A 21,965-nucleotide genomic window follows, 5' to 3' on the forward strand; every position below is an offset into this window, starting at 1 on the left:
CGGGTTCCGCGGTCGGGCGCAACGAACTCCCCCGCATTTGCCGAAGATCCGGCGCGGGTCGATCGGACGGCGCCGGGCTCAGGCCGAACGGCTGGGCTCCCGGAGCCCGGTGAGGCGGCGGAGGGCGTCGAACCCGTCCTGGCTCCCCGGCCAGTGCCTGCGCACCGCGTCGTGCCCGGCGCGGTGCACCACCGCGCGCAGCACGGCGGCGACCACGATCGCGTCATCGGCGTAGCCGAGCACCGGCACGAAGTCCGGCACCAGGTCGAACGGCAGGGCGAGGTAGGCCAGCAGGGCTCCCACCAGCAGCCGGGCGCCGCGCGGCAGCGCCGGGTCGCCCGCGAGGCGCTTGAGCAGGCGCAGGGTGTCCGGCAGCAGGCGCAGGGCCTCGCGCAGCAGCCCGCCGCGCGGGCGCACCGCGAACAGCACCACGACCAGCGCGAGCCAGGCCAGCGCCGCCCCCGCGGCCACGCCCAGGACCAGCTGCGCCACCGGGGAGTCGAGCAGGGCCGTCACACCGCTCAATGTAGCGACGCGGTGCCGTCACCTGGGCCGGCCGTGTCCGAGCCCACTCGTCCGCGCTTCTCGGCCGCCCGTTGCGCAACACCCGTCACCGGTGCCCCAGGTGTTGCCCCGCGAGCTGCGGCCGCCTCATCGTGGCGGACAGAATTTCCCGCATCCGGTGAGTTCTGCCCACCCCAACGGATTTCGAGGCGCCATGGAAGCCATCTTCGTGTTCCTCGCCGGATCCGCGCTGCTGATCTACAGCGCGGAGAAGCTGGTCGGCTACCTGGTCGGCATCGCGAGCGGACTGCGGATCTCGGTGTTCCTGCTGGCGATCATCTTCACCGGCATCGAGTTCGACGACATCTTCCTCGGCGTCGCGCTCAACGTGGAGGACCTCGACGGGGTGGCGCTCGGCATCGTGTTCGGCACCGCGCTGTCGCTGCCCGGGGTGGTGCTGGCGCTGGCCGCGCTGCTCGTGCCGACCAGGGTGAACATCCCGCGCGACTACCTGCTGCTGTTCGCCGCCTCCCCGCTGGTGATGGTCGCCTTCGTCGCGCTGGTGCCGATGAACGCGGCCTCCGGCGTGCTGCTGCTGGCGCTGTTCGGCGGGTTCCTCGCCTACGTGGTGGTGCGCGAATCCCGCGGCGAACGGCCCGTTTTCCGCGACGCCGAGCTCTACGAGGCCTACGCGGCCGCGCGCGAGCGCGGTGGCGGCGGGACCACCGCGCTCGCTCCTCCGCCGCCGCGGGCCGAACCGGGGTTCGCCGACCGGATGCCCTTCGCCGAGGCCCGCAACCTCAACGGCTGGGCCGGGCTGGGGCTGGCGCTGCTGGCCCTGGCCGGGCTGATCGTGGGCGCCTCGGCCACCGGCGCGGGCACCGAGGGCATCCTCGACGACTACGGGCTGGAGGGCACCCTGTTCGGCGCCACGATCGCCACCCTGGTGCTGACCATCGAGGACGTCTTCCTCACCGTGGAGCCCACGCGGCGCGGAGCGCCGGAGATCGGCGTGGGCAACGTGATCGGCAGCGTGGTGTTCTCGGTGACCGCCAAGCTCGGCATCATCCTGCTGGCCGGGGGCCTGGTGGTGGACCCGAGCGTGTTCACCCTCCACCTACCCGCGCTGGTGGTGCTGACCGCGCTGGCCGCCTACTTCCTGTCCACCGGCCACCTGCGCCGCTGGCACGGAGCGGCCCTGCTCGTCCTCTACGCGCTGTACTGGGCGCTCAGCTACGGGCTGCTGGGCGTCGTCCCGGTCGAGGTGGACTGACCGGCGGCCCGGGTTCGGCCGCGGCACCAGCTCCTCCGGCGGATCCGCGTTGGCCGTCGCCACGGCTTCGGCGACCAGGTGGTGGTCCGGGGAGAGCACGCACACCGGGTCCGTGCGCGCCGGGTCGCCGGTGAGCTGGAAGGCCTGGCAGCGGCAGCCGCCGTGGTCGACCTCGCGGCGCGCGCAGGAGCGGCAGGGCTCGGGCATCCAGCCGGTTCCGCGGAACGCCCGGAACATCGCCGACTCCCACCAGATCCAGGACAGCGAGGCCTCCCGCACCCCGGTGCGCGGCAGCGGCAGCGTCTGGGCGGCCGGGCAGGGCAGCGCCTCCCCGTCGGGCGCCACGGTCAGCTGACGACTGGCCCAGCCGCCCATGCAGGGCTTCGGGTAGTTCTCGTAGTAGTCCGGCAGCACGTAGACGAGCTCGGCGCTCATCCGCCCGCGGGCCGCGCGCACGGTGTCCTCGGCCGCGCGCAGCTGCTCGCGGGCGGGCAGCAGCGCGGTGCGGTTGCGCCAGGCCCAGCCGTAGTACTGGGTGTTGGCCAGCTCGATCCGGTCGGCGCCGAGCCCTTCGGCCAGGCGCAGCATCCCGGTCAGCCGGTCGATGTTGTGCCGGTGCAGCACGAAGTTCAGCGTCAGCGTCGCCCCGAGCTCCTTGACCAGCGCGGCGGCCGCGAGCTTGCGCTCGAAGGAGCGGGTTCCGGCCAGCCGGTCGGAGGCCTCGGCGGTGTCCGACTGCACGCTGATCTGCACGTGCCCGAGCCCGGCGCCGATCAGCTCCTCGGCCCGCCGCCGGGAGAAGCCCAGGCCCGAGGTGATCAGGTTCCCGTAGAGCCCGAGCTCGGCGGCGCGCCGCACCAGCTCGGGCAGGTCGCGCCGCAGCAGCGGTTCACCGCCGGAGAAGTGCACCTGCAGCACCCCCAGCGCGCGGGCCTGCTCCAGCACGTCGAGCCACTCGGCGGTGCTCAGCTCGTCGCCGTGGGCGGCCAGGTCGAGCGGGTTGGAGCAGTACGCGCAGTGCAGCGGGCACGCGTAGGTGAGCTCGGCGAGCAGGCCGAAGGGGCTACTCATCGACGATCACCGCCCCGCGCCCGGCGAGGCGTTCCAGGAACGCGAGCACCTCGTCCTCGGGCACCGCGGCGTAGCGCTGCCGCAGCGCGTCGAGCACCTCGGTCGTCGTGCGGCCGTCGCAGAGCTGCGCGATCGCCGCACCGGTCGGGTTGAGCACGGTCACCGACTCCGGTCCGAGCAGCACGTGCCGCTGCCGCACCGGGTCGAAGCTCAGCCGCAGGTGCGGCGAGAGCCGCGCGCGGCTAGTCGGGGTGAGCGCGGTCGATGGCATCCAGAACGCTCCACAGCACATCGCACTTGAAGGACAGCGCCGCCAGGGCCCGGTCCTGCTGCTCGGCGGTCCGGCACCGGTCCACCACGAGCTCCAGGGCGTGCTCGGCGTCGCGCGGCGCCCGGTCCAGCCGCTCCCGGAAGTAGGCCAGCCCGGCCCCGTCGATCCACGGGTAGTGCCGCTCGAAGGCGGCCAGCCGCCGCGCCATCAGGTCCGGCGCGAACAGCTCGGTCAGCGAGGAGGCCACCGCCTCCACCCACGGCTTGCTGCGCGCGAACTCCACGTAGGCGTCGACCGCGAAGCGCACCGCGGGCAGCACCTGCCGCTCCTGCTCGACCTCCCGCCGGTCCAGCCCGACGGACTCGGCCAGCCGCAGCCAGGCCTCGATGCCGCCCTCGCCCGGGGCGGTGCCGTCGTGGTCGGTGATCCGCCGGATCCACCGCCGCCGCACCTCGCGGTCCGGGCAGTTGGACAGGATCGCGGCGTCCTTGCGCGGTATCGCCACCTGGTAGTAATAGCGGTTGATCACCCAGCCCCGGATCTGCCGGGCTCCCAGCTGCCCGGAGTTCATCCGCGCGTGGAACGGGTGCTGGTCGTGGTAGCGCCGCGAGTGCGCGCGCAGCTCGTCGACGAAGGCGTCGGTGCCCGCAACGGTCATGACCGCTCCCGATGGGAACGGGGCCGCGATCGCTCGCGGCCCCGGTGCGTCAGTCGTCCAGCTGCGCCACGTACATGGTCACCTCGGGCGCGACCGCGACCTCCTCGAATTCCGGAGCCTCCCAGGACTCCATATGCGTCACCTCCTCATTCCGGGAGCGCGAAGACGAACAGCGCGTCGCCGTGCGGGCCGCCCATCATGCCGGGCGCGAAGCCCTCCACCCAGGCGCCCCAGCCGACCGGGACCGCGATGCACTGGCGGCCGTCGACCATGAACGTCGTCGGGCTGGAGTGGTGGCCGCTGCCGGTCTGGAACGTCCACAGCAGCTCGCCGGTGCGCGCGTCCATCGCGTTGAACTCGCCGGTCGGCGTCCCGCAGAACACCAGACCGCCCGCGGTGGTCAGCACCGACGACGAGATCGGCACGTGGTGGCTCCAGCGCCAGACCTCCTCGCTGGTCGCCGCGTCGATCGCCTTGACCTGCCCGGCCATGTCCTGGGAATCCACGGTCACGCTCGCGCCCCAGTAGGGGATCGATTCCTTGAACTCCCGGCGCCTGCGGGTGACGGTCGAACCGACGTCCTGCACCGGGACGTAGAACATGTGGGTGTCCGGGTTGTAGGCGGCGTGGCACCACTCCTTGGCGCCGGCCGGACCGGGCCAGAAGTGCACCGGAACGCCTTCCTGGTCCGGGAAGATCTGCGGCTTGGCGTCCCCGTCCGGGGTGATCTCGCCCCAGGTGATCCGGTCCGAGAACGGCGTGACGCGCACCAGCGAGCCGTCGGTGCGGTCCAGGACGAAGAAGTAGCCGTTCTTGTCGAAGTGCGCCAGCAGCTTCCGGTCGTCCTGCTCGAACAGGATGCACTCCATGTTGGAGTCGTAGTCCCACAGGTCGTGCGGCGTGCACTGGTAGTGCCAGCGGATCTCGCCGGTGTCGGCGTCGACGGCGATGACGCTGTCGGTGTAGAGGTTGTCGCCCGGGCGCACCTCCCCGTCGAAGTCCGGCGCCGGGTTCCCGGTGCCCCAGTACAGCAGGTTGAGCTCCGGGTCGTAGGTGCCGGTGATCCAGGTGTTTCCGCCGCCGCGCGTCCACGCCGGGCTGTCGGCGGGCCAGGTCTCCGAACCGGGCTCGCCGGGCTTGGGGATGGTGTAGCAGCGCCACATCCGCTCCCCGGTCTCGACGTGGTAGGCGTCCAGGTGGCCGCGGACGCCGAACTCCCCTCCGGAGGAGCCCACGATCACCTTGTCCTTGACGACCAGCGGCGCGACCGTGGCGCTCTCGGCCGCCCGCACGTCGCCGTGCACGGTGTCCCACAGGCACTCGCCGGTGGTCGCGTCCAGCGCGAGCACGTGCGCGTTGAGCGTGGCCACGAAGACCTTGCCGTGCGCGACCGCGACACCCCGGTTGACGTTGCCGCAGCACAGCGATACGTCGAACGGGATCGCGTGCTTGTACTGCCACAGCTCCTGACCGGTCTTGGCGTCCAGCGCCCACACCCAGCCGTCCCAGCCGGACAGGAACATCACGCCGTCGACCACGATCGGCGCCGCTTCGAAGGCGTAGGTCGACGCTCCCGCGTGCATGCCGTAGGAGCCGAACTGGAAGACCCAGGCCGGCGCGAGCCGGTGCACGTTGTCGGTGTTGATCGCGTCCAGCGGGCTGCAGCGGTGCCCGTCGTAGGCGCCGTAGTAGGTCAGCCAGTTCTGCGGCTCGGAACGCGCGTTGAGAATCCGCTCGTAGTCCAGGTTCTCGACGACCGCGGGCGCGTTTCCGGTGGCGTTGCTCAGATCCGCGAGCTTGGTCGCGGGTGGTGCCTCGATGTAGTCCGTCATGGAGGTCGGGCCTTTCTACGGTCTGGGCTGGTCGGGGCGATCGAGGCGGCCCTGCACCGGCACGTCGCCCTGCACGACGATCGCTCCGACGAGTCCGCGGCCCTCGTCGTTGCCGACGTTGGAGCTGAACCAGTAGTAACCCGGACCGTCCAGGTTGAGGTGGACCTTTCCCTTGGAGTAGACCGGCAACCAGATCCACTGGCTGTCGCCGTTGCTGGGCATCAGCGCGCAGTGGGTGTTGGAGTCGTCGTTGAACAGGTCGACCTCGATGTCGCCGCCGTGCGGCATCACCAGGATCGACGGGTCCCAGACCAGCTGGTCGGGGACGATCCGGATCTCCGCGTGCATGCGGCCGTCCGGCATCTCGGTGGCGTGCGCGAGCCCGCCGTGGCTGACCATCCGGCCGAGGGTCGCCCGGTTCTGCCGGTCCAGCCCCAGCTCGGCGATCATCTCCGACAGGTCGCGCTCTGCAGTCGCCATGACCTCACCTCCCCATTTCCAATTCCGGTGTGAAACGTATCACGGTCACCATTTTTCGACATGATTCGAAAACCCATTCTCGGAACTGGTTCACCCACACCGGAAATTCCGGCAACGGGCACCACTCGCGTTTCTCCCGCACCGTTCTCGGCGGGCACGCTCAGCCACTTCCACCTGCGGCGACGGCGCGCGCCGATGCCAATCGGGCGATGTTCGGGGAAGGATTACCGGCGCAGATCGTCCGATTTCGCCCAGCGGTCTCCGTGTTAATCCATCGCTTCCGCCGAACCGATCAGCGGACGATATCGGAGAGGACCTCCAGCGCCCGGGTCGCCGCGGGGTGGTGGGCGATCGCCTTGCGGACGGCCACCGAGATGTGGCGGACGGGACGCGGGTTGACCAGCCCCACCGTGGTGAGCCCCGCGGGGAGATCGCCGACGCCCAGGCGCGGGGCGACCGTGATGCCGATCCCGGTGGAGACGAACGGGATCGCCGTGGCGTAGTCGTGCGTCTCCACCACGAACGACGGCGAGAAGCCCGCCTCGGCGCAGGACTCCAGCAGCACCTGCCTGCACGCGCCCCGCTGCAGGTCGTTGTCCACCCAGGAGCGCTCGGCGAGCGCCGCCAGCGGGACCTCGTCGTGCGCGGCCAGCGGGTCGGTGCTGCGCACCACCGCGAGGTAGGGATCGTCGACCAGCCGGTGGACCTCGGCCTCCGCCGGGAGCTCGGTGCGCGCGGCCTCCACGAACAGGTCGATGTCCGGCACCCGCAGCCCGTCGCGGAACTCGGTCATCCGCAGGTCCAGGCGCAGCTCGGGGAACTCCTCGCGCAGCACGGCCACCAGCCGGGGCAACCAGGCCGCCCCCGCCGAACCGAAGTAGCCGATGGACAGGCGCCCGACGCGGCCCGCGCGCAGATCGCCCACCACGCCCTCCAGCTTGGACACCGCTTCGAACAGCGACTCGGACTCGGCGGCCAGGGTGCGGCCCGCCTCGGTGGGCTCGATGCCCCGGCCGACCCGCTCGAACAGGCGCAGCCCCGTCTCCCGCTGCAGCGCCGCGAGCTGCTGGCTCACCGCCGAGGGCGTGTAGCCGAGCGCGGACGCGCTCGCGCGGATCGAACCCGTGACGATGACCGCCCGCAGCAGCCGCAACCTCGCGATGTCGAGCATGCCCACACCGTACAGAGATGCTTAACACTCGTGCAGAACTATTCGCTTGTGCTGACGCGAGCCGCGCCCCGAAGATGGAGCCCGTGACCCCACAAACCGATGTTCGCCGTTCGCTGGTTACCGAGTCGCGCAAGGCGGCACTCGCCGCGGCCTTCACGATGCTGCTGTGGTCGTCGTCGTTCGTGGCGATCCGCGAGCTCGGCGAGGTCTTCTCCCCCGCGACGATGGCCCTGCTGCGGCTCGCCGTGGCGGCAGCGGCGCTGTCGGTGTTCGTGCTGCTGCGCCGCGGCCAGCCGATCAGGCTGTCCCGCAAGAGCTTCGGGCTGATCGCCGCCTACGGCGTGCTCTGGCTGGGCGCCTACAGCGTGGCGCTCAACGCGGGCGAGCTGCACGTCGACGCGGGCACCGCGGCCCTGCTGGTGAACGTCGCCCCGCTGCTGGTGGCCTTCGGCGCGGGGCTGTTCCTGGGCGAGGGCTTCCCGAAGCCGCTGCTGATCGGCGCGGCGGTGTCCTTCGGCGGTGTCGCGCTCATCGCCGCCGGTTCCTCGGGCCGCAGCGACTGGATCGGCGTGGTGCTGTGCCTGCTGGCCGCGGTGCTCTACGCCGCGGGCGTGCTGATCCAGAAGCTCGCGATGCGGCACACCTCCGACGGGCTGGTGATCACCTGGCTGGGGTGCGTGATCGCCACCGTCGCGCTGCTGCCCTGGCTGCCCGCGCTGATCGCCGAGCTGCGGACCGCCTCGGCCGGAGCCGTCCTCGCCGGGGTGTACCTGGGCGTCGCCCCGACGGCGCTGGGGTTCAGCACCTGGGCCTACGCGCTCAAGCGCACCGATGCGGGCAAGCTCAGCACCTCGTCCTACGCGGTCCCCGCGCTGTCGGTCGTGCTGTCCTGGCTGCTGCTGTCCGAGACCCCTTCGATCTACGGCTTCGTCGGCGGCGCGGTCTGCCTGATCGGCGTGGCGATCTCCCGGCGCCGCCCGAGGTGACCTCAAGCCAGCTCGCGCAGCATCTTCGCGGGCAGGAGCCGGACCAGCAGGCTCAGCGGGCGCCACGGCCAGGCCGGGACGAACGCCTTCGCCCGCTCCTTCTCGATCGCCTCGACCATCGCCCGCACGCCCCGCTCGGCCCCGGCCAGCAGCGGGGTGCCGCCCTCCTTGGCGCCGGTCATCTCGGACTCGATGTAGCCGGGCAGCACGGTGGTCACCTGGATCGGGGTGCGCAGCACGTCGGCGCGGATCCCCTCGGCCAGCGCGGAAGCGCCCGCCTTGGAGCTGGCGTAGGCGGTCATCTGCTTGGGCATGCCGCGCAGCGAGGCGAAAGAGGACACCACGACCAGGTGGCCCGCGTTCTGCTGCCGGAAGATCCCCATCGCGGCCTCGCACTGCGCCAGCGCGGCGACGTGGTTGGTCTCGACGGTCTGCTTGTTGGCCTCGAAGTGACCGGTGCCGATCCGCGCGCCCTTGCCGAGGCCGGCGTTGACGATCACCCGGTCGAGCGTGCCCAGCTCGGCGCGGAACTCCTCGAAGACCTCGAACACCCGCTCGTGATCGTTGACGTCGAGCTCCCGGGTGATCACCCGGATCCCCGGGTGGCGGGCGGTCAGCTCCTCGGCCAGCTCGTCGAGCCGCTCGGTCCGCCGCGCGCACAGCGCCAGGTTGCGCCCCTGGGCGGCGAACCGCCGGGCCATCCCGGCGCCGAGCCCGGAACTGGCCCCGGTGATCACGATGTTGGTCCGCATGCCCCGGACCTTACCGCCGAGTAACATCCGTCCACCAGGCCCGCCGCGGTTCTCCTCGCCGGAAGCGCCGCGCGACCTTCAGGACCGCCCCGGGGTCAGCAGACCGGTCTCGTGGGCCAGGGAGACGAGCGGGGAGCGATCTCGGGCGTCCAGGAAACCGGCCGCTCCCGCCCGAACCGCGGTCAGGACGGCGGAAGAAGTCGGCCGGACCGGTGACGGCGAAGAACGCCACGGCCGTGCCCAGCGAAGCCGGCACGTCGTGGAAGACGTTGGGGTAGGTGACGATCGTCTCCACGGCGATGCCCCCGAACGCGACCAGCGCCATCCACAGGTAGGCGCCCGAGACGAACGGGGAGAAGCGGCTCAGCCGCAAGACCAGGCACCCCGCCCAGCAGGAGGAAGATCCGACCCCGCTGACACCAGGCACTCCCCGGGAACCCGACATCCGCCTCGAAGCGCGCGGAACGTGCGCCCCTCGACGTACCTCGTCGCGACGGCAGCGGAACGCCGGCGGCGGGCTCCCGGCGCGGCTGCCCGCTCCGGGGCTGTTCGGCGTCCGGCGAGCGGCGTAGCGTTGAGGGTTTCCGAATCGTCGGAAAAGGGGGAAATCATGGGGACTCCTGCGATTCAGAATTGGCGTCTCAAGGGTGCGTGGTTCGATGCCTGCAACTGCGCGATCCCGTGCCCGTGCTCGTTCGCCCAGCCGCCCACCTACGGCGCCTGCGAGGGCGTCCTGCTCTGGCACATCCGCGAGGGGACGTACGGCGAGGTCCGGCTCGACGGCCTGAACGTCGCGATGCTCGCCTCGTTCACCGGCAACGTGTGGAGCGGTGCGCACACCGAGCCCTTCGCCGCGGTGTTCGTCGACGACCGGGCCGACGACGACCAGCGCGCGGCGCTGCAGACCGTGTTCGGCGGTGAGGCCGGCGGCTGGCCCGCCGATTTCGGCGCGATGTTCCGCCCGGAGATGCGGGGGATGGAGTTCGCCCCGATCGAGGCCTCGATCGACGACGATCTCGCGACCTGGAGCGTGCGGATACCGGACCGGGCCGAAGCCGTGGTCGAGGCGCTGACCGGACCGACCTCGGCGGAAGGTGCGCGGGTGCAGGTACACAACCTTCCCGGCGCCGAGGTGGGGCCGGGTCAACCCGCGGCGACCTGGGGCAAGGCCACCACCGACCGGGCCGACGCCTTCGGCTTCCAGTGGGATCGCTCGGGCTGCTCCAGCAAGTTGATCCCGTTCGAGTGGACGGGTCCGGACGGCGCATGACCCGCCACGCGCAGGAGCGCGGCATCCCGGCGATCCGCACCTGGACGAGGCCCGAGCTGCTGCTGGCCGGGTGCCTGGTCCTGCTCGCGGCGGTCGCGTGGCTGGTTGCGGGCAGCATCGCGATGCCCGGCGTGCGGATGGGCCTCCTCACCGGGATGAGCACCGGCAGCATGCCGGGAGCCGAGCCGGTCGCCTTCGCCCTCTTCCTGATCACTTGGGTGGTGATGATGGCGGCGATGATGCTGCCCGCCATCACCCCGTTCACCGTCGGCGTCAGCCGCCTGGTGCGCGCCCGGCCGGGCGCGCGCGGCTCCGTGGCCTGGCTGACGGCCGGCTACCTGGTGCTCTGGGGCGCCGTCGGAGCGCTCGCCTACCCGGTGCTGCTCGGGTTCGGCGCGCTCGCCGCGGGCGGTCCCGCCAGCGGGGTTCGCGCGGGTGCCGTCGTCCTGCTGATCGCGGGCGCGTACCAGTTCTCGCCGCTCAAGCAGCGGTGCCTGGTGCGCTGCCGGTCGCCGCTGGCGCTCGTGGTCGAGCACGGGAACCGAGCCGCCCGCAGCCGGCGCGGGGCGCTGGCGGTCGGCATCGGCCACGGCGGCTACTGCCTGGGCTGCTGCTGGGCGCTGATGGCCGTCCTGCTCGCCGCGGGCGCGATGAGCCTGGCGTGGATGGCCGCCATCACAGCGGTGATCGCCGCGGAGAAGGTCGTGCCCGGCGGCAGGACCATCAGCTACGCGCTCGGCACCGCGCTCATCGGACTCGGCACCGCACTGCTGGCCGCACCGGGCCTCGTCGGCACGGCGTAGCGGCGGATCAGCCGGTCGGTCTGCGGGGATCGAGCCGATCGAGGGCGTCGAAGACGACGCACCCCAGCTGGTCGTCGCGCCGGAGGAGCCAGTTGGAGATCGCCAGCACCTCGCACCCCGCGTAACCGCGAGCCGCGGCGAGCAGCATGGACGAGCCGAAGAACAGCAGCGCGGCGTCGCTGACGAACCCGATGAGCGGGGCGTACCACACCGTGCCGTACAGGAGCAGGAACACCACCAGCGTGACCAGGTGACCGAGCAGCCCGGTGAGCGCGACCAGCCGCTCCGGACGGCGCCGGGCGCGCCAGGCCTGCCCGGCGAGCGCCACCAGCGGGAAGCCCACCAGCCCCAGCACCCAGGACTCCACCCGGAACGTGCCGGTCGCCGAACCGACCGCGACGCTGCCGACCAGGAACCCGCCGAGCAGCGACCGCGCCGCCGTGCCCCGCGCGCCGATCGCGCGCCCGGAACCGAACGATGCGCGCCTCACGATGGTCACCTCCGGGCGAACGCGGGATCGAGGACTCCATCCTCGTCGAAGCGGGGCAGCGGCAACGACGAACCGTACGACGAGCGGTACCGAAAACCCGCTCGAACACGAACCGCCGGGACCAGAGCAGACCAAGAAACGCAAGAACGGCGAGCGCCCTCCGCGAGCACTCACCACGTGGCAATCGCGAGACCGCCCGAACACCAAACCGCTGGTCAGCAACCAGCCCAAGAACCCCACCAACGCGAAGAGCCAACCCCGAGCAACCACCGCACCGCGGGGGCCTGCGGGGGCTCGGCCCCCGCAACCAACACCCGAAACGCAAAACGGCGAGCGCCCTCCGCGAGCACTCACCACGTGGCAATCGCGAGACCCGCCCGAACACCAAACCGCTGGTCAGCAACCAGCCCAAGAACCCCACCAACGCGAGGAGCCAACCCCGAGCAACCACCGCACCGCGGGGGCCTGCGGGGGCTCGGCCCCCGCAACCAACACCCGAAACGCAAAACGGCGAGCGCCCTCCGCGAGCACTCACCACGTGGCAATCGCGAGACCCGCCCGAACACCAAACCGCTGGTCAGCAACCAGCCCAAGAACCCCACCAACGCGAGGAGCCAACCCCGAGCAACCACCGCACCGCGGGGGCCTGCGGGGGCTCGGCCCCCGCAACCAACACCCGAAACGCAAGAACGGCGAGCGCCCTCCGCGAGCACTCACCGCCCATTGCGTGGAGGTGCCGGGAATCGAACCCGGGTCCTCCGTCGCCTCACCAAGGCTTCTCCGTGCGCAGTTCGCTATGCCTCTACTCGGCTCCCCCGGTCTCGCGAACTAGCCGGGGTGACGAGCCCAGTCGCTGTGGGATGTCCCATCGGGTTCCGCGACCGAACCCGATGGTGGAGCCTCCTAGCTGATGCCGGATTCCGGGACGGAGGCGTTCCCGGTCCGACAGAGTTGCTCCTCGCTCAGGCGGCGAGGGCGAACTCGCGCTGACTCTTGTCGGCGCTTATTTGTTTGCGGCGACGCTCACAGTGGTCTCCCGCCTGCACTGGCACGCTTCCCAAGGATCAACTGACGGAGTCGAAACCGTTCACCCCCATGTCCTCTTGCCACTACCGGCCCGAGGGTTTCGAACCGGTGTACCCCAGCATAACGCCAACCCACCCGTCGATCATTCCCCGGTCACCCCGAGCAGCCGGCCCGGTGTGTCGTGCAGCACCGCGCGCAGGAAGTCCGCGCCGAGCCGGTCGTCGGCCTCGGCCCAGCCGGCGATGGCGGCGAGCTGCTCGGCGTACGGGTAGGGGATGTTCGGGTAGTCCGTGCCCAGCACCACGCGGTCGGGGTGCGCGGCGAGGCGCTCCGGCCAGTCGGACGGCAGCGGGGACGTCCGCTCGGAGAACTCGACGCCCACCATCGTGGTGTCCACGTGCACCCGCGGGTAGCGCTCCACGAGCTCCAACGCCGCGAGGTAGTCGGGCATTCCCGCGTGCGCGAGCACCGCGACCAGCCTCGGGTGCCTGCGCAGCACGCCCTCGAAGACGTCGAGACCGGTGTGCGAGCCGGGCACCGGCCCGTGCCCGCAGTGCACCACCGCCGGCACCCCCGCCTCGGCCAGCAGGCCCCACGCCCGGTCGAGCAGCGGGTCGCGCGGATCGAAGTCGCCCACCTGGATGTGCACCTTGACGCAGCGCACCCCGGCCTCCAGCGCCCGGGCCAGGTAGTCGGCCGCGCCCGGTTCCGGGTAGATGGTCGCGGTGCGCACCGCGTCCGGTTCGCGCTCGCCGAAGCCCACCGCCCAGTCGGTCAGCCACTCGGCCATGCCCGGCTTGTGCGCGTAGACCAGCGGGGCGAAGGTGCGCACGCCGAGGTCGCGCAGCACCTGCAGCCTGGTCGCCTCGGAGTGCCGGTAGCGGATGTCCCACGGGGTGCCGTAGTGCTCGCCGGCGCGGTCGAAGAACGCCCAGACCTTGCGCAGCACGCGATCCGGGAGGAAGTGGGTGTGGATGTCGATCAGGCCGGGCAGGCCGAGCCCGGCGACCCAGCCCGCGACCTCCGCATCGCTGCGCGGTCCGGCCACGATCAGCGGCGGCCCTTGCGGGCGCGGCCGATGGCCCGGTCGATCTCGCGCTGCATGTCCCGCTTGGCGATGTCCGCGCGCTTGTCGTGCGCCTTCTTGCCGCGGGCCAGGGCCAGCTCGACCTTGGCCTTGCCGTCGTTGAAGTACAGCTGCAGCGGCACCAGGGACAGACCGCTCTCCTTGATCTTGCCGACCAGGCGCTCGATCTCGTGGCGGTGCAGCAGCAGCTTGCGCGAGCGGCGCGGCTCGTGGTTGGTCCAGGTCCCCTCGGTGTACTCGGGGATGTGCAGGTTGCGCAGCCACACCTCGCCGTCGTCGACCGTGGCGAAGGCGTCGACCAGCTGCGCCTTGCCCTGCCGCAGGCTCTTCACCTCGGTGCCGGCGAGCACGATCCCGGCCTCGTAGGTGTCCAGCACCGACCAGTCGTGCCGCGCCCGGCGGTTCTGCGCGATGACCTTGCGGCCGCGTTCCTTCACCATGCCGTCAACCCTAGCTCCCGTGTCACCCGGATTTCCGCAGGCGGCGGCCCCGCGCCGGGGGCCGCCGCGCCGCGGTCACAGCCGGACGTACAGGCGGAGCGTGACGTAACCGGTCACCGCTGCGATCGCCATCGAGATGACCAGCAGGATCGGCGAGACGAACGCGATGTCGCCCCACTCCACCGCGGGGATGACACCGGTGCGCGAGAGCGGTCCGAGCACCCGGTCCAGGAAGGCCAGCTTGGCGATGATGAGTCCGCCGATGCCCAGGACCGCGCCGACCAGGCCGGAGACCACCGCCTCCAGGAGGAACGGGAGCTGGGTGTACCAGCGGGTGGCGCCGACCAGGCGCATGATGCCGGTCTCGGTGCGCCGGGTGAACGCCGAGAGCTGGATGGTGTTGGAGATCAGCAGCAGCGCCGCCAGGGCCTGGACCAGCGCGATGCCGAAGGCGCCGTTCCGGATGCCGCCCAGCACGCTGAACATCTGCTGCAGGTACTCGGCCTGGTCGACGACGCTGTCCACGCCCGGCTTGCCCTGGAACTGGGCCTGGATCTGCTTGAAGCGGCTCTCGTCGGAGAGCTTCACGCGCAGCGAGGCCGGCATGGCCTCCGGGCGGGCGACGTCGCGCAGCTCCGGCTGGGACTTGAAGACCTTGTTGAAGTTCTCGAAGGCCTCCTGCCGGTTCTCGTAGGTGACGTTCTGGACGCCCTGCGCCGACTTGAGCGAGGACATGATCCCCGCGCACGGCTCGCTGGAGCAGTCGCTGTCGTTGGCGCTGACGTCGTCGGTCATGAACACCACGACCTCGACCTGGTCCTGGTAGGTGTCCTGCATCTTGTCGATCATGCGGACCGCGAGCAGGCCGCCGCCGAGCAAACCCACCGAGATGGCGGTCGTCAGGATCATCGCGATGGTCATCGTGACGTTGCGCCGAAGGCCGTTGATGACCTCGCTGAATACGAAGCTGGCACGCATCTTGGGTTGCTTTCCTGCCGGTCGGGGGAGGTGTCCTCGGGGTTCGGGGAGCGGACTAGCGGCCGACGCCGTAGACGCCGCGGGCGTCGTCCCGGATGACGCGACCGAGGCTCAGTTCCACGACGCGACGACGCATCGAGTCGACGATGCCGTGGTCGTGCGTGGCCATCACGACCGTGGTGCCGGTGCGGTTGATCCGCTCCAGCAGCAGCATGATGTCCTGGCTCGTATCGGGGTCCAGGTTGCCCGTCGGCTCGTCGCAGATCAGCACCAGCGGCCGGTTCACGAACGCGCGCGCGATCGCCACGCGCTGCTGCTCGCCGCCGGAGAGCTCGTGCGGCATCCGGTCGGACTTGGAGTCCAGTCCGACCAGCTGCAGCACCTGCGGGACGACTCGGCGGATGTCGTTGCGCGGCTTACCGATCACTTCCAGCGCGAACGCGACGTTCTCGAAGACCGTCTTGTTGTTCAGCAGCCGGAAGTCCTGGAAGACGCAACCGATGCGCTGGCGCAGACGAGGCACCCGGCGACGCGGCAGCTTGGCCACGTTCCAGTCGGCCACGAAGACGCGGCCGCGGTTGGGCACTTCCTCGCGCAGCAGCATGCGCATGAACGTCGACTTGCCGGACCCGGACGGTCCGATCAGGAACACGAACTCGCCCTTGCCGATGTCCACCGAGACATCCTCAAGGGCGGGCCGGGTCGACGTCTTGTACGTCTTGGACACGTGCTCGAGGCGGATCACGAGCGGCAGTTTACCCTCGCCGCCAGCGCCGCCCAGCACTCACCCAGGAAGGTGGTTGTACCAGCTCTGACCTGCTGTTTCACCGTTCGGGGAGATCACCCCGCAGGGCGTCGATCAGGCCACGGTCTGCTGCTGGCGGCGCCAGCGGATGGCCGCTTCGAGGAAGCCGTCGATCTCGCCGTCGAGCACCGCCTCGGGGTTGCCGACCTCGTGATCGGTGCGCAGGTCCTTGACCATCTGGTACGGGTGCAGCACGTAGGAGCGCATCTGGTTGCCCCAGGACGAACCGCTGTCCTTGAGGGCGTCCAGCTCGGCGCGCTCCTCCTCGCGCTTGCGGGCCAGCAGCTTGGCCTGCAGCACGCGCAGCGCGGCGGCCTTGTTCTGCAGCTGCGACTTCTCGTTCTGGCAGCTGACCACGATGCCGGTGGGGATGTGCGTGATGCGCACGGCCGAGTCGGTGGTGTTCACCGACTGACCACCGGGACCCGAGGAGCGGTAGACGTCCACCCGGATGTCCTTCTCCTCGACCTCGACGTGGTCGGTCTCCTCCACGACCGGCAGCACCTCGACCCCGGCGAAGGAGGTCTGCCTGCGGCCCTGGTTGTCGAACGGCGAGATGCGCACCAGGCGGTGCGTGCCCTGCTCGACCGACAGCGTGCCGTAGGCGTAGGGCGCGTTGATCCGGAAGGTCGCCGACTTCAGGCCGGCCTCCTCGGCGTAGGAGGTGTCGTAGACCTCGGACGGGTACCCGTGGCGCTCGGCCCAGCGCAGGTACATCCGCATCAGCATCTCGGCGAAGTCGGCGGCGTCCACGCCACCCGCCTCGGCGCGGATGGTGACCATGGCCTCGCGCGGGTCGTACTCGCCGGAGAGCAGGGTGCGGACCTCGAGGGTCTCCAGCTCCTTGCGCAGCCGGGCGCACTCCTCGTTCGCCTCGGCCAGGCCGGACTCGTCGCCCTCGTCCTCGCTGAGCTCGTAGAGGACCTCCAGGTCCTCGATGCGCTGCCGCAGCTCGGTGACCCGGCGCAGGTCGGCCTGGCGGTGCACGAGCTTGGAGCTGACCTTCTGCGCGTGCTCGACGTCGTCCCAGAGGTCGGGCCTGGCGGCCTCGGCCTCCAGCTCGGCGATTTCCGCGCGCAGAGCTTCGAGGTCCATCACGCTCTCGATGCCCTCGAGCGTGTTGGTCAGTTCCTTCAGGGCGGCGGTGACGTCGGCATTCACAGTGCTCAGCGTACGTCACCGCGCACGGGCCGCCCACGAGGACGGCCCGTTTCGCACCTGTTGCCCCTCCGACCGGCGAATCCGCCCGAAAACCGTTCCGGAACGCGCGAAGCCCCGCACGGAGGGCGACCTCATTCCGGGATGTTGTCGAGGAGCTTGATGATGGCGCGGTTGTAGGCGACGGTGAAGTCCGCGGCGGCCTTCTCGTAGGGGTCCGAGGCGGTCTTCGCCGCGTTGCGGGCCTCGTCCATCTTGACCGCGTACTGGGCGCGAGCCGACTCGACGAGGTTGGCGCGCTGCTTGGGCGTCAGCGTGCCGGAGTAGACCAGGCGCAGGATCAGCGGGCTGCGGACGTTGTCCGGCCCCGGTTCGGTGTTCAGCCAGGACTTGAACGCGCGCTTGCCCGCCGGGGTGATCGCGTACTGCTGGCTGGAGCGCGGCCCCTGCTTGCCCAGGCGCAGCAGGCCGGCCTCGGTCAGCGCGGGCAGCTCGCGGTAGACCTGGCTGCGGGTGACGCTGAAGAACCCACCGAAGCGCTCGGTGGCGGCGGCGACCAGCTGGCCACCGGTCTTCGGCCCCTCGTGCAGTAGTCCCAACAGGGCAGCGGATGTCGCATTCAGCTCGCTCACACCACCACGGTGCCACGGCCCGGGGGCGCTGTCCACAGTGGTCCAAGGTTCTGTCCACAGTGGCTGCGAAGCACTGGTCCGAGTGGACGAATCACTGCGCCATTGGCGCCACGTCCCGATATCGGCTACCCGGCGGCGTCGAACGCGCCGCGCGCTCGACGACCACTCGAATGCCAGGCCGACAGGTGCACGCACCGCAACCACCGGGCGGCCAGTTCGCCTGGATGGGGGTTCTTGGGCGCGCAATGAGGTGCTATCACGGTCTGGAACTGCACAACTACGACCGGTTACCCGCACGCTGCTGGTGACCGTCGGGTCGCCCGACCCGAGTGGCGCACGGGCAGGAGGTTGTTTCCAGTGCATCGCAGTTGGTTGCGTACCAAGGTCAACGAAGGCAGGGAGAAGGTGGCCACCAAGGTCACCGAGCGGGCCAAGTCCCTGGTGCCCGCGCAGCGCGGCGGCGAAACGGACTCCTGCATGGTCTGCGGCCGCACGATGCGCCAGACGGCGACCGTCCGCGGCGAGGGGCGGGTCTGCTCGCCGACCTGCGCCCGCAAGTGGGCCGAAGGCACGGACTGAACGGCGGGCGACCAGCGGCCGGGAGCACGCCCCACGCCGGGCGAGAGCACGAAGAAGCCCTCCGACGATGCCGGAGGGCTTCTTCCCGAGTAGCGGGGACAGGATTCGAACCTGCGACCTCTGGGTTATGAGCCCAGCGAGCTACCGAACTGCTCCACCCCGCGCCAGCGACCGGATTTCCCCGTCGCGTTCTGTTGTGAATATAAGTTAGCACCCGCCCAACACCCGGGTTAAAGGGGGGGTCCCTCACCCTCGAAACACCAGGTCGCGAGGGGCGTGGTCAGTCCGGCCGCGAAACACGCCACCCGGCGCGCGGTTCGCGGTCGAACTGGCGAGCGGAAAAGGGCCCGAGACGACGTCCCGGGCCCTTCCTCAGTAGCGGGGACAGGATTCGAACCTGCGACCTCTGGGTTATGAGCCCAGCGAGCTACCGAACTGCTCCACCCCGCGCCAGCGACCGGATCTCTCCGTCGCGTTCTGTTGTACCTGAAATCTTACGGGTCGCCGCCGAGCGGGAACAAACCGGGGTCCCGCAACGCCCCGCGGTGGCGGTTCCCGCTGCGCACAGCACCGGAGAAGAGCAGCGGGGCGGGAGGTCGCGTCGACCTCCCGCCCCGCCCTGGGCCGCGCCGGCTCAGCCGCCGCTGCCCTGGGTCTGCTCGAAGCGCTTGATGGCCTCGTCGAGCTGCTGGTAGGCCTGCCCGATCTGCCCGAAGTCACCGGACTGCTGGGCCTGCCGGAGCTGTTCCAGCGCGCTCTGGATGTCGCTGACGGCCTGGCCGGTCTCCGGCGAGCCGCTCTCCTGCTGCCCCGGCGGCTGCTGGCCGTCCTGTGGCGGCTCGGGCTGCTGCTGCGCCTGCTCGCCGGTGTCGGCGCCCTGACCGGCGCCCGAACCGAAGACCTGGTCCAGCGCGCCCTGCAGGGTCTCGGAGAAGCCGACCTTGCCGCCGAAGGAGACGAGCACTCGGGCCAGCTGCGGGTAGGACTCCTCCTCGTTCCGCTGGATGTAGATCGGCTCGATGTAGAGCAGACCGCCCTTGACCGGGAGCGTCAGCAGGTTGCCGAACATCGCGGTGACGTTCGGGTTGTTGAACAGCGTCCGGTTCTCGGTGACCTCCGGGGTGGATTCCATCTGGTTCTGGACCTGGTTGGGACCCGGGGTCAGCGTGTTGGTGGGCAGCCGCAGCACCGTGAGCTCGCCGTAGGTCTTCGGGTCGGAGGACGCCGAGACCCAGGCCGAGAGGTTCTGCCTGCGCAGCGCGGTGAGCGCGCTGGTCAGCTGGAACGTGGGCTCCTGCTGGTCACCGGTCTGGGCCAGCACGTAGTAGGGCGGCTGCGGCCCCTGGCTGGTGCCGCCGGAGCCGCCGCGGGCGGTCGGGTCGTCGGGCACCTGCCAGAAGGTCTGCGTGGAGAAGAAGTCCTGCGGGTTGTCCACGTGGTAGTTGGTGAGCATCTGCCGCTGGACCTTGAAGACGTCCTCCGGGTACCGGAAGTGCTGGCGCAGCTCCGGCGTGATCGCGCTCTCCGGCTTGACCACCCCGGGGAACACGCCCTGCCAGGCGTTGAGCACCGGGTCCTTCGGGTCGGTCTCGTAGAGGTTCACCGTGCCGTCGTAGGCGTCGACGGTGGCCTTGACCGAGTTGCGGATGTAGTTGATCTGCTGGTTGGGCTGGCGCTCGACACCGGTGTTCGTGTCGTTGGTGGCCTCGCCGAACTCGGTCCGCTGCGCGTACGGGTAGTTGTCCAGCGTGGTGTAGCCGTCGACGATCCACTTGATGCGGCCGTCGACCACCGCCGGGTAGGGGTCCCCGTCGAGCTTGAGCCACGGGGCGACCTTCTGCACGCGGTCGCGCGGGTTGCGCTCGTAGATGACCTTCGAGTTCTCCCCGATGGCACCGCTGAACAGGAAGTTCCGCTCGCCGTAGTAGGCGCCGAAGACGGCCCGCTTGAACAGGTTGCCGACCGGCACGCCGCCCTGGCCGTCGTAGGTGAACTTCTGCGTGTCCGTGTCGTACTCGCGGGGCGCCTCGCCCGGGTCGCCGCCGACGATCGCGTAGTCGCTGCGCCCGGCGAGCTCGCCGTAGTAGACGCGCGGCTGCTTGACCGGGATCGCGCCCTGGCCGTTGTTGGCCACGTCGCTGATCTGGAAGATCGGGTAACCGCCCTGGCTGCGGCCTTCCTCGAAGGTCGAGTCCACGCGGCCCGCGGGCGCGGCGACGAAGCCGTTGCCGTGGGTGTAGACGGTGTGCCGGTTGATCCAGTTCTGCTGGTTGGCCGCCAGCCCGTCGGTGTTGATCTCGCGCAGCGAGACCAGGTAGTCCTGCAGCTTGCCGTTCTCGTCGCGGTAGCGGTCGACGTCGAGCTTGTCCGGGAAGCCGTAGAAGTTGTACTGCTGGGTCAGCTGGGTGAACGTCGCCGACAGGATGTTCGGGTCGAGCAGCCGGATGTTCGGGATCGTGCCCTCGTCCGCGGCCACCTCGCTGGGCTGCAGCTGGGTGCGGCCCGGGTAGTCCTTGACCGTGACCTTGTTCTCGCCGATGTTGAACGCGTGCTTGGTCGCGGCCAGGTTGCGCTCGATCGACTCGGCCTCGCGCTGGTTGGCGTTCGGGCGCACCGAGAACTGCTCCAGCAGCGCCGGCCACACCGCGCCGACGACCACGCTGGACAGCAGCAGCAGGACCGCGGCCAGCGCCGGGATCTGCAGGTTCTTCAGGAAGATCACCGCGAAGAACGCCAGGGCGCAGAACACCGCGATGCACATCAGGATCAGCTTCGCGGGCAGCACGGCGTTCAGGTCGGTGTAGCTGGCACCGGTGAACAGGTTGTTGCGGTTGGACAGCAGCAGATCGTACCGGTCGAAGAAGTAGTCGACCGCCTTGAGCAGCACGAAGATCCCGGCCAGCACGGCCAGCTGGACGCGCGCGGGCATGGACAGCTGCCCGGAGCGGCCCTGCAGCTGGATGCCGCCGAAGATGTAGTGGGTGATCAGCGAGCCGATGAACGACACGACCACCGCGACGAAGGCCCAGGACAGCAGCATCCGCCAGAACGGCAGCTGGAAGACGTAGAAGCTGATGTCGTTGCCGAACTCGGGGTCGGTCCTGCCGAACGGGACGCTGTTGAGGAACAGCTGCAGCGTCTGCCACTGGCCCTGCGCGGCCAGCGCGGCGATCAGCCCGACGGCGATCGGGATGCCCAGGCCGAACAGCCGGGACCGCTCGGTGAGCACCGTGCGGTACCGGGCGAGCGGGTCGTCCGGGCCGCTGACCGGCACGAACACCGGCCGGTTGCGGTAGGCCAGCCACAGGTTGAGCAGCAGCACGCCGGCCACGATCACCAGCGCGATCACGCCCAGCATCAGCCGCGAGACCACCTGGGTGCGGAACACCTGCCGGTAGCCGACCTCGCCGAACCACAACCAGTCCACGTAGGCACCGAGCACTCGCGAGCCGGCGATGAGGGCGATCAGCACCACCCCGCCCAAGATCAGCAAGATCCGGCTTCGCCGGGACAGTTTCGGCATTCCGACCGGGGGCCGCATGGCCACAGCGCACGCTCCTGGTGACGATCAGCAGGGCTGGGGCGACCAGTGCGGACACCGGCACCCCTCGTGATGTTCAACTCTACGACCTCGCCGTGAAGTTCCTGCTAACCCGGTGCGCGAACGGAATTTTTCGGACACGATTTCGCAACGGGCGA

General features: G+C 70.4%; 21 protein-coding genes, 2 tRNA genes, 1 other RNA gene and 1 pseudogene. 5 read left to right on the forward strand and 20 right to left on the reverse strand.

Going from position 1 to position 21,965, the window contains the following annotated elements:
- Window positions 1-78 precede the first annotated feature (78 nt).
- Window positions 79-507: a YkvA family protein gene (locus ACFQRI_RS16965; RefSeq protein WP_380669917.1), complete on the reverse strand. Its 429-nt coding sequence runs from the start codon at window positions 505-507 to the stop codon at window positions 79-81.
- Window positions 508-718: 211 nt separating this feature from the next.
- On the opposite strand from ACFQRI_RS16965, the pseudogene ACFQRI_RS16970 reads away from it, so the two are divergent.
- Window positions 719-1,681: pseudogene (locus tag ACFQRI_RS16970) on the forward strand (sodium:calcium antiporter); the annotation flags it as partial.
- Here ACFQRI_RS16970 and pqqE read toward each other — a convergent pair.
- From pqqE to ACFQRI_RS17005, 7 genes are all read right to left on the reverse strand, one after another.
- Entirely contained in the window at window positions 1,622-2,848 is a 1,227-nt protein-coding gene (gene pqqE / locus ACFQRI_RS16975) for a pyrroloquinoline quinone biosynthesis protein PqqE (RefSeq protein WP_380669657.1), read from the reverse strand. The pseudogene ACFQRI_RS16970 and the gene pqqE overlap by 60 nt on opposite strands.
- Window positions 2,841-3,119: a pyrroloquinoline quinone biosynthesis peptide chaperone PqqD gene (gene pqqD / locus ACFQRI_RS16980; RefSeq protein WP_380669659.1), complete on the reverse strand. Its 279-nt coding sequence runs from the start codon at window positions 3,117-3,119 to the stop codon at window positions 2,841-2,843. The genes pqqE and pqqD overlap by 8 nt, the downstream gene beginning before the upstream one ends.
- A complete protein-coding gene (gene pqqC, locus ACFQRI_RS16985) occupies window positions 3,091-3,777 on the reverse strand; it encodes a pyrroloquinoline-quinone synthase PqqC (RefSeq protein ID WP_380669661.1) in 687 nt (228 codons plus the stop codon). The genes pqqD and pqqC overlap by 29 nt, the downstream gene beginning before the upstream one ends.
- 49 nt (window positions 3,778-3,826) lie before the next feature.
- The gene (gene pqqA / locus ACFQRI_RS16990; protein ID WP_380669919.1) at window positions 3,827-3,910 is read right to left on the reverse strand and encodes a pyrroloquinoline quinone precursor peptide PqqA; all 84 of its coding nucleotides are present in this window, start codon (window positions 3,908-3,910) and stop codon (window positions 3,827-3,829) included.
- 13 nt (window positions 3,911-3,923) lie between these two features.
- Complete coding sequence (locus ACFQRI_RS16995; protein WP_380669663.1) at window positions 3,924-5,609, reverse strand: PQQ-dependent dehydrogenase, methanol/ethanol family; 1,686 nt, start codon at window positions 5,607-5,609, stop codon at window positions 3,924-3,926.
- Between the two features lie 15 nt (window positions 5,610-5,624).
- Complete coding sequence (locus ACFQRI_RS17000; protein ID WP_380669665.1) at window positions 5,625-6,089, reverse strand: MSMEG_3727 family PQQ-associated protein; 465 nt, start codon at window positions 6,087-6,089, stop codon at window positions 5,625-5,627.
- Window positions 6,090-6,381: 292 nt separating this feature from the next.
- On the reverse strand, window positions 6,382-7,260 hold the full coding sequence (locus tag ACFQRI_RS17005; RefSeq protein WP_380669667.1) for a LysR family transcriptional regulator: 879 nt from the start codon (window positions 7,258-7,260) through the stop codon (window positions 6,382-6,384).
- Between the two features lie 74 nt (window positions 7,261-7,334).
- Here ACFQRI_RS17005 and ACFQRI_RS17010 point away from each other — a divergent pair, with 74 nt between their 5' ends.
- The gene (locus ACFQRI_RS17010; protein ID WP_380669669.1) at window positions 7,335-8,246 is read left to right on the forward strand and encodes a DMT family transporter; all 912 of its coding nucleotides are present in this window, start codon (window positions 7,335-7,337) and stop codon (window positions 8,244-8,246) included.
- A gap of 2 nt (window positions 8,247-8,248) precedes the next feature.
- Here the strand turns inward: ACFQRI_RS17010 and ACFQRI_RS17015 are convergent, their stop codons facing one another.
- Window positions 8,249-8,998, reverse strand: coding sequence for an SDR family oxidoreductase (locus ACFQRI_RS17015; protein ID WP_380669672.1), 750 nt, complete (start codon window positions 8,996-8,998; stop codon window positions 8,249-8,251).
- Window positions 8,999-9,608: 610 nt separating this feature from the next.
- On the opposite strand from ACFQRI_RS17015, the gene ACFQRI_RS17020 reads away from it, so the two are divergent.
- Together ACFQRI_RS17020 and ACFQRI_RS17025 are read left to right on the forward strand one after the other, a co-directional pair.
- Window positions 9,609-10,268 carry a DUF1326 domain-containing protein gene (locus tag ACFQRI_RS17020; RefSeq protein ID WP_380669674.1) on the forward strand — a complete coding sequence of 220 codons (660 nt, stop codon included), beginning with the start codon at window positions 9,609-9,611 and terminating at the stop codon, window positions 10,266-10,268.
- Window positions 10,265-11,071: a DUF2182 domain-containing protein gene (locus ACFQRI_RS17025; protein ID WP_380669676.1), complete on the forward strand. Its 807-nt coding sequence runs from the start codon at window positions 10,265-10,267 to the stop codon at window positions 11,069-11,071. The genes ACFQRI_RS17020 and ACFQRI_RS17025 overlap by 4 nt, the downstream gene beginning before the upstream one ends.
- Window positions 11,072-11,078: 7 nt before the next feature.
- Here the strand turns inward: ACFQRI_RS17025 and ACFQRI_RS17030 are convergent, their stop codons facing one another.
- From ACFQRI_RS17030 to ACFQRI_RS17065, 8 genes are all read right to left on the reverse strand, one after another.
- Window positions 11,079-11,561: a hypothetical protein gene (locus tag ACFQRI_RS17030; protein ID WP_380669678.1), complete on the reverse strand. Its 483-nt coding sequence runs from the start codon at window positions 11,559-11,561 to the stop codon at window positions 11,079-11,081.
- 725 nt (window positions 11,562-12,286) lie between these two features.
- Window positions 12,287-12,656: a transfer-messenger RNA gene (gene ssrA / locus ACFQRI_RS17035) on the reverse strand.
- A gap of 73 nt (window positions 12,657-12,729) precedes the next feature.
- Window positions 12,730-13,635, reverse strand: a complete 906-nt coding sequence (locus tag ACFQRI_RS17040) for an amidohydrolase family protein (protein WP_465269726.1) — start codon at window positions 13,633-13,635, stop codon at window positions 12,730-12,732.
- 2 nt (window positions 13,636-13,637) lie between these two features.
- Window positions 13,638-14,114, reverse strand: coding sequence for an SsrA-binding protein SmpB (smpB, locus tag ACFQRI_RS17045; protein ID WP_380669680.1), 477 nt, complete (start codon window positions 14,112-14,114; stop codon window positions 13,638-13,640).
- Between the two features lie 75 nt (window positions 14,115-14,189).
- The gene (gene ftsX, locus ACFQRI_RS17050; protein ID WP_380669682.1) at window positions 14,190-15,092 is read right to left on the reverse strand and encodes a permease-like cell division protein FtsX; all 903 of its coding nucleotides are present in this window, start codon (window positions 15,090-15,092) and stop codon (window positions 14,190-14,192) included.
- Window positions 15,093-15,147: 55 nt separating this feature from the next.
- The gene (gene ftsE, locus ACFQRI_RS17055) at window positions 15,148-15,837 is read right to left on the reverse strand and encodes a cell division ATP-binding protein FtsE (protein ID WP_380669684.1); all 690 of its coding nucleotides are present in this window, start codon (window positions 15,835-15,837) and stop codon (window positions 15,148-15,150) included.
- A gap of 114 nt (window positions 15,838-15,951) precedes the next feature.
- Window positions 15,952-17,058 (reverse strand): peptide chain release factor 2, encoded by a 1,107-nt coding sequence (gene prfB, locus ACFQRI_RS17060; protein ID WP_380669686.1) that lies wholly within the window; start codon window positions 17,056-17,058, stop codon window positions 15,952-15,954.
- 131 nt (window positions 17,059-17,189) lie between these two features.
- Window positions 17,190-17,687: a PadR family transcriptional regulator gene (locus tag ACFQRI_RS17065; protein WP_380669688.1), complete on the reverse strand. Its 498-nt coding sequence runs from the start codon at window positions 17,685-17,687 to the stop codon at window positions 17,190-17,192.
- 372 nt (window positions 17,688-18,059) lie between these two features.
- Between ACFQRI_RS17065 and ACFQRI_RS17070 the strand changes: the two genes are divergently transcribed.
- Window positions 18,060-18,266: a hypothetical protein gene (locus ACFQRI_RS17070; protein WP_380669690.1), complete on the forward strand. Its 207-nt coding sequence runs from the start codon at window positions 18,060-18,062 to the stop codon at window positions 18,264-18,266.
- Window positions 18,267-18,356: 90 nt separating this feature from the next.
- On the opposite strand, the gene ACFQRI_RS17075 is transcribed toward ACFQRI_RS17070, so the two are convergent.
- The 3 genes from ACFQRI_RS17075 to ACFQRI_RS17085 all read right to left on the reverse strand — a co-directional run bounded on the left by ACFQRI_RS17075 (window position 18,357) and on the right by ACFQRI_RS17085 (window position 21,807).
- A tRNA-Met gene (locus ACFQRI_RS17075) sits at window positions 18,357-18,430 on the reverse strand.
- Between the two features lie 212 nt (window positions 18,431-18,642).
- Window positions 18,643-18,716 (reverse strand) — tRNA-Met (locus ACFQRI_RS17080).
- 184 nt (window positions 18,717-18,900) lie between these two features.
- Entirely contained in the window at window positions 18,901-21,807 is a 2,907-nt protein-coding gene (locus ACFQRI_RS17085) for a UPF0182 family protein (RefSeq protein ID WP_380669922.1), read from the reverse strand.
- Window positions 21,808-21,965 lie beyond the last annotated feature (158 nt).

The organism is Saccharopolyspora griseoalba (assembly GCF_042665275.1).
GTDB lineage: Bacteria > Actinomycetota > Actinomycetes > Mycobacteriales > Pseudonocardiaceae > Saccharopolyspora > Saccharopolyspora griseoalba.

Coding starts and splice junctions, on each gene's coding strand:
- pqqE (WP_380669657.1), bottom strand. CDS start 2,848: ATGAGTAGCCCCTTCGGCCTGCTCGCCGAGCTCACCTACGCGTGCCCG.
- pqqD (WP_380669659.1), bottom strand. CDS start 3,119: ATGCCATCGACCGCGCTCACCCCGACTAGCCGCGCGCGGCTCTCGCCG.
- pqqC (WP_380669661.1), bottom strand. CDS start 3,777: ATGACCGTTGCGGGCACCGACGCCTTCGTCGACGAGCTGCGCGCGCAC.
- pqqA (WP_380669919.1), bottom strand. CDS start 3,910: ATGGAGTCCTGGGAGGCTCCGGAATTCGAGGAGGTCGCGGTCGCGCCC.
- ACFQRI_RS16995 (WP_380669663.1), bottom strand. CDS start 5,609: ATGACGGACTACATCGAGGCACCACCCGCGACCAAGCTCGCGGATCTG.
- ACFQRI_RS17000 (WP_380669665.1), bottom strand. CDS start 6,089: ATGGCGACTGCAGAGCGCGACCTGTCGGAGATGATCGCCGAGCTGGGG.
- ACFQRI_RS17005 (WP_380669667.1), bottom strand. CDS start 7,260: ATGCTCGACATCGCGAGGTTGCGGCTGCTGCGGGCGGTCATCGTCACG.
- ACFQRI_RS17010 (WP_380669669.1), top strand. CDS start 7,335: ATGGAGCCCGTGACCCCACAAACCGATGTTCGCCGTTCGCTGGTTACC.
- ACFQRI_RS17015 (WP_380669672.1), bottom strand. CDS start 8,998: ATGCGGACCAACATCGTGATCACCGGGGCCAGTTCCGGGCTCGGCGCC.
- ACFQRI_RS17020 (WP_380669674.1), top strand. CDS start 9,609: ATGGGGACTCCTGCGATTCAGAATTGGCGTCTCAAGGGTGCGTGGTTC.
- ACFQRI_RS17025 (WP_380669676.1), top strand. CDS start 10,265: ATGACCCGCCACGCGCAGGAGCGCGGCATCCCGGCGATCCGCACCTGG.
- smpB (WP_380669680.1), bottom strand. CDS start 14,114: ATGGTGAAGGAACGCGGCCGCAAGGTCATCGCGCAGAACCGCCGGGCG.
- ftsX (WP_380669682.1), bottom strand. CDS start 15,092: ATGCGTGCCAGCTTCGTATTCAGCGAGGTCATCAACGGCCTTCGGCGC.
- ACFQRI_RS17085 (WP_380669922.1), bottom strand. CDS start 21,807: ATGCGGCCCCCGGTCGGAATGCCGAAACTGTCCCGGCGAAGCCGGATC.